Annotated in this window: 3 protein-coding genes and 1 pseudogene; all 4 read right to left on the minus strand. The window is 63.0% G+C overall.

Annotation, left to right across the window (positions count from 1 at the left end):
• On the minus strand, positions 1–824 hold an 824-nt coding region (gene rarD / locus WBB85_RS13620; RefSeq protein WP_432639152.1), incomplete at its 3' end, for an EamA family transporter RarD.
• Positions 825–938: 114 nt separating this feature from the next.
• Positions 939–1826 carry a fatty acid desaturase gene (locus WBB85_RS13625; RefSeq protein WP_432639153.1) on the minus strand — a complete coding sequence of 296 codons (888 nt, stop codon included), beginning with the start codon at positions 1824–1826 and terminating at the stop codon, positions 939–941.
• Positions 1827–1995: 169 nt separating this feature from the next.
• Entirely contained in the window at positions 1996–2265 is a 270-nt protein-coding gene (gene rpsO, locus WBB85_RS13630) for a 30S ribosomal protein S15 (RefSeq protein ID WP_432639154.1), read from the minus strand.
• 152 nt (positions 2266–2417) lie between these two features.
• Positions 2418–2796 (minus strand): annotated as a pseudogene (locus tag WBB85_RS13635) (calcium-binding protein); the annotation flags it as partial.

The following is a 2796-nucleotide window of genomic DNA, read 5'->3' on the forward strand; positions in this document are numbered from 1 at the left end:
GTTCCGAAAGGCTCATCAAAGACGAAGACGGCGGTCAGGAAGATTATCGTTGGCGCGATATATTGCATGATGGCGATGGTCGAGAGCCGCAGCAGCTTCGCCCCATTGGCATAGAGGATCAGCGGCACCGCCGTCACCAGCCCGCAGCCCAGAAGCATCCACGTGTCAAAGGCGATGCCTTCCATGAAATGTCCCTCCCCGGTCCGGCTCAACCAGATCGCATAGGCAAGGGCGGGGGGTGTCAGCAGCAGCACCTCCAGCATGAAGCCCTGATTGGGGCCGATGGGCAGCCGCTTCTTGCAAAATGCGTAGCTGCCCCAGGTCAGGGTCAGGGCCAGCGACACGACGGGCAGCCGTCCTGCCTCCCATGTCAGGATCGCGACCGCCGTGGCGGCGAGGCCGATGGCCATCCATTGTGCCGTCGCAAGGCGTTCGCGCAACAGGACCGCCCCGAGGAGGATCGAGAAGAGCGGGTTGATGTAGTAGCCAAGCGCCGCGTCGAGCGTATGACCCGACCCGATCGCCCAGACATAGATGCCCCAGTTGATCGAGATGAGCGCCGCCGTCACCGCGGCCATTCCCAGCATGCGCGGTGTCCTCAGCGCCCGTGCGAGGTCCGCCGTCCGCCCGGTCGCAATCAGGACCACGCCCGCCACCGGCACCGACCAAAGGACCCGGTGGGCAATCACCTCCGCCGGCGGGATATGGGCAAGCGCTTTCATGTAAAGCGGCAGGAAGCCCCAAAGCAGATAGGCCGAAAGCGCAAAGAAAAAGCCCGGCAGCGTATCGCCGGATGTTGGCTTGGAGGCGGCGACGTCTGTCATGCTGGGCCTTCGGTGATCACATCCGCCTGCTACAAGAAGCCTGAGGCAAAGGCCAATGCCCGATTGTATCCGTCACATTGTAGCACCGGGGTCTGGCATGCGGTTGTCAGGGGCTTACAGACGCCGCGCCAGATAGTCCCGGGTGAAGGCCGTATAGCCCGCTGCCGTCACCTTCAGCCTGTCCCGCATCAGCCGGTGCAGGTCCGGCAGGCGGTGAAACGGCACCGCCGGATAGACATGGTGTTCGACATGATAGGGCATATTCCAGGCCAGGAACCGAACGATACGGTTGGTGAAGGTCGTGCGCGTATTCTCAAACATGTTGGCCACGAAGGGGCAATCGCCATGTTCGGCCAAGAGGTAGAGCCTGAGAAACGGCTGGCCGAGCAGCGCGGGTAGGATCCAGACCCAGAGGAGCAGGGGCGACCAGATCAGCGACAGCCCGGCCAGCCCATAAAGGCCGAGCATGATGCGCGCCTCGCTCTCCATCCGGGGCAGGGCGCGATCCGCAAGATAGGGCGCCCGTTCACGGCCCATGGCCAGAAGCAGGATCAGCGCGGTATTCGCGCGCCAGACCGGCAGGCCCGATACATGGATCAGCCAGCCGCCCGGCCCCTCGGGCTTGCCTGCCTCCAGTTCGGGGTCCTTGCCGGGAATGTTGGTGTGGCGGTGATGGGCAAGATGAAAGGCCCGGAACCAGCCAAAGGGCAGGAGCAGCAGCACACCGCAGACCCGCCCCACCCAATCGTTCAGTAGGGCCGTGCGAAAGGGCGTGCGGTGGGTGCATTCATGTTCCAGCGTGAAAAGGAAAATCAGGACGATACCCTGAACCGGCAGCAGGAGCCCCCAAAACGGCACATTGAGCGCAATCAGGGTGCCAAGTGCCAGAATCAGACCGGCATGACCGGCCAGATGGATCAGCCCGGCCCGGTCACGTGGTTCGGTCAGCGCCGCTTTCACGGGTGGCGGCAAACTGGCCAAAAAGGAAACGTGTTCGTCCATGCGATCACCGTTCATCGGCACGCGGTGCCGGGCAAGTCCGTTCGCGACAACGGCGCGCGTTCTGGCGGCGCCCCCCCGGAAAAAAGATACGGCCGCCGGACCTTTCGGTCGGCGGCCGCATCGTGTCGGCGTGATCATCCGTTTGGGGAAATTCCCGCAAACAGCAGGGTCAGCGGCGGATGCCGAGACGCTTGATCAGATCCTGATAGCGCGCGTCGTCGTTGCGCTTCAGGTAGTCCAGAAGTTTCCGGCGCTGGGCGACCATCTTCAGAAGGCCACGGCGGCCGTGGTTGTCCTTCTTGTGGGTCTTGAAATGCTCGGTCAGTGTGGTGATGCGCGAGGTAAGGACGGCAACCTGAACTTCGGGCGAACCGGTATCGCCTTCCTTGGTTGCGAATTCCTTCATGACGCGGGCTTTGTCTTCAGCCGTGATCGACATCGGGGTCTCCTTTCGGAATTAAGGGTTATGGCGCAAGCCGGGATGTCGTCCAGCAGGGCCCGTGGAGATATCCGCCGTTTCGGACGGATGCGGGCATATAGGAGAAATCAGCCTGAAAGGAAAGGCTGAATCTCGTGGCCCGGATATTGGCGTCAGGCGGCACCTGCCTGTTCGGCCATCAGTTCCACATCACCGGGCGTCAGGCCCGACGTACCCAGCACATGGGCCACGACCTTGCCGTCGATCAGGATCTGCATCGCGTCGGCCAGCGCCGGGTCGGGTTCGACCGTGACCTCCGGATCGGGATGGGCAACCGGATCGTAGAGCAGGACCAGCCGGTCCTCATCGGGGTTGTAATCGGCGATGACGGCCGGGCCGTCATCCTCACCCAGCCAATCGGAGAGCTGGAAAACATCCGCCCCTTCGCCACCTTCCAGCCAGTCGTCGAGACCGGCGATAAGCGTATCGTCGCCCTCACCGCCATTGAGGAAATCGCGCCCGTCGGTATCGGGGTCACCCTCACCCGGGACA

The organism is Albidovulum sp. (assembly GCF_049646345.1).
Lineage (GTDB): Bacteria > Pseudomonadota > Alphaproteobacteria > Rhodobacterales > Rhodobacteraceae > Albidovulum.

Bases quoted from the DNA above. Each gene is read 5' to 3' on its own strand.
- rpsO (WP_432639154.1), bottom strand. From the start codon at position 2,265: ATGTCGATCACGGCTGAAGACAAAGCCCGCGTCATGAAGGAATTCGCA.
- WBB85_RS13625 (WP_432639153.1), bottom strand. From the start codon at position 1,826: ATGGACGAACACGTTTCCTTTTTGGCCAGTTTGCCGCCACCCGTGAAA.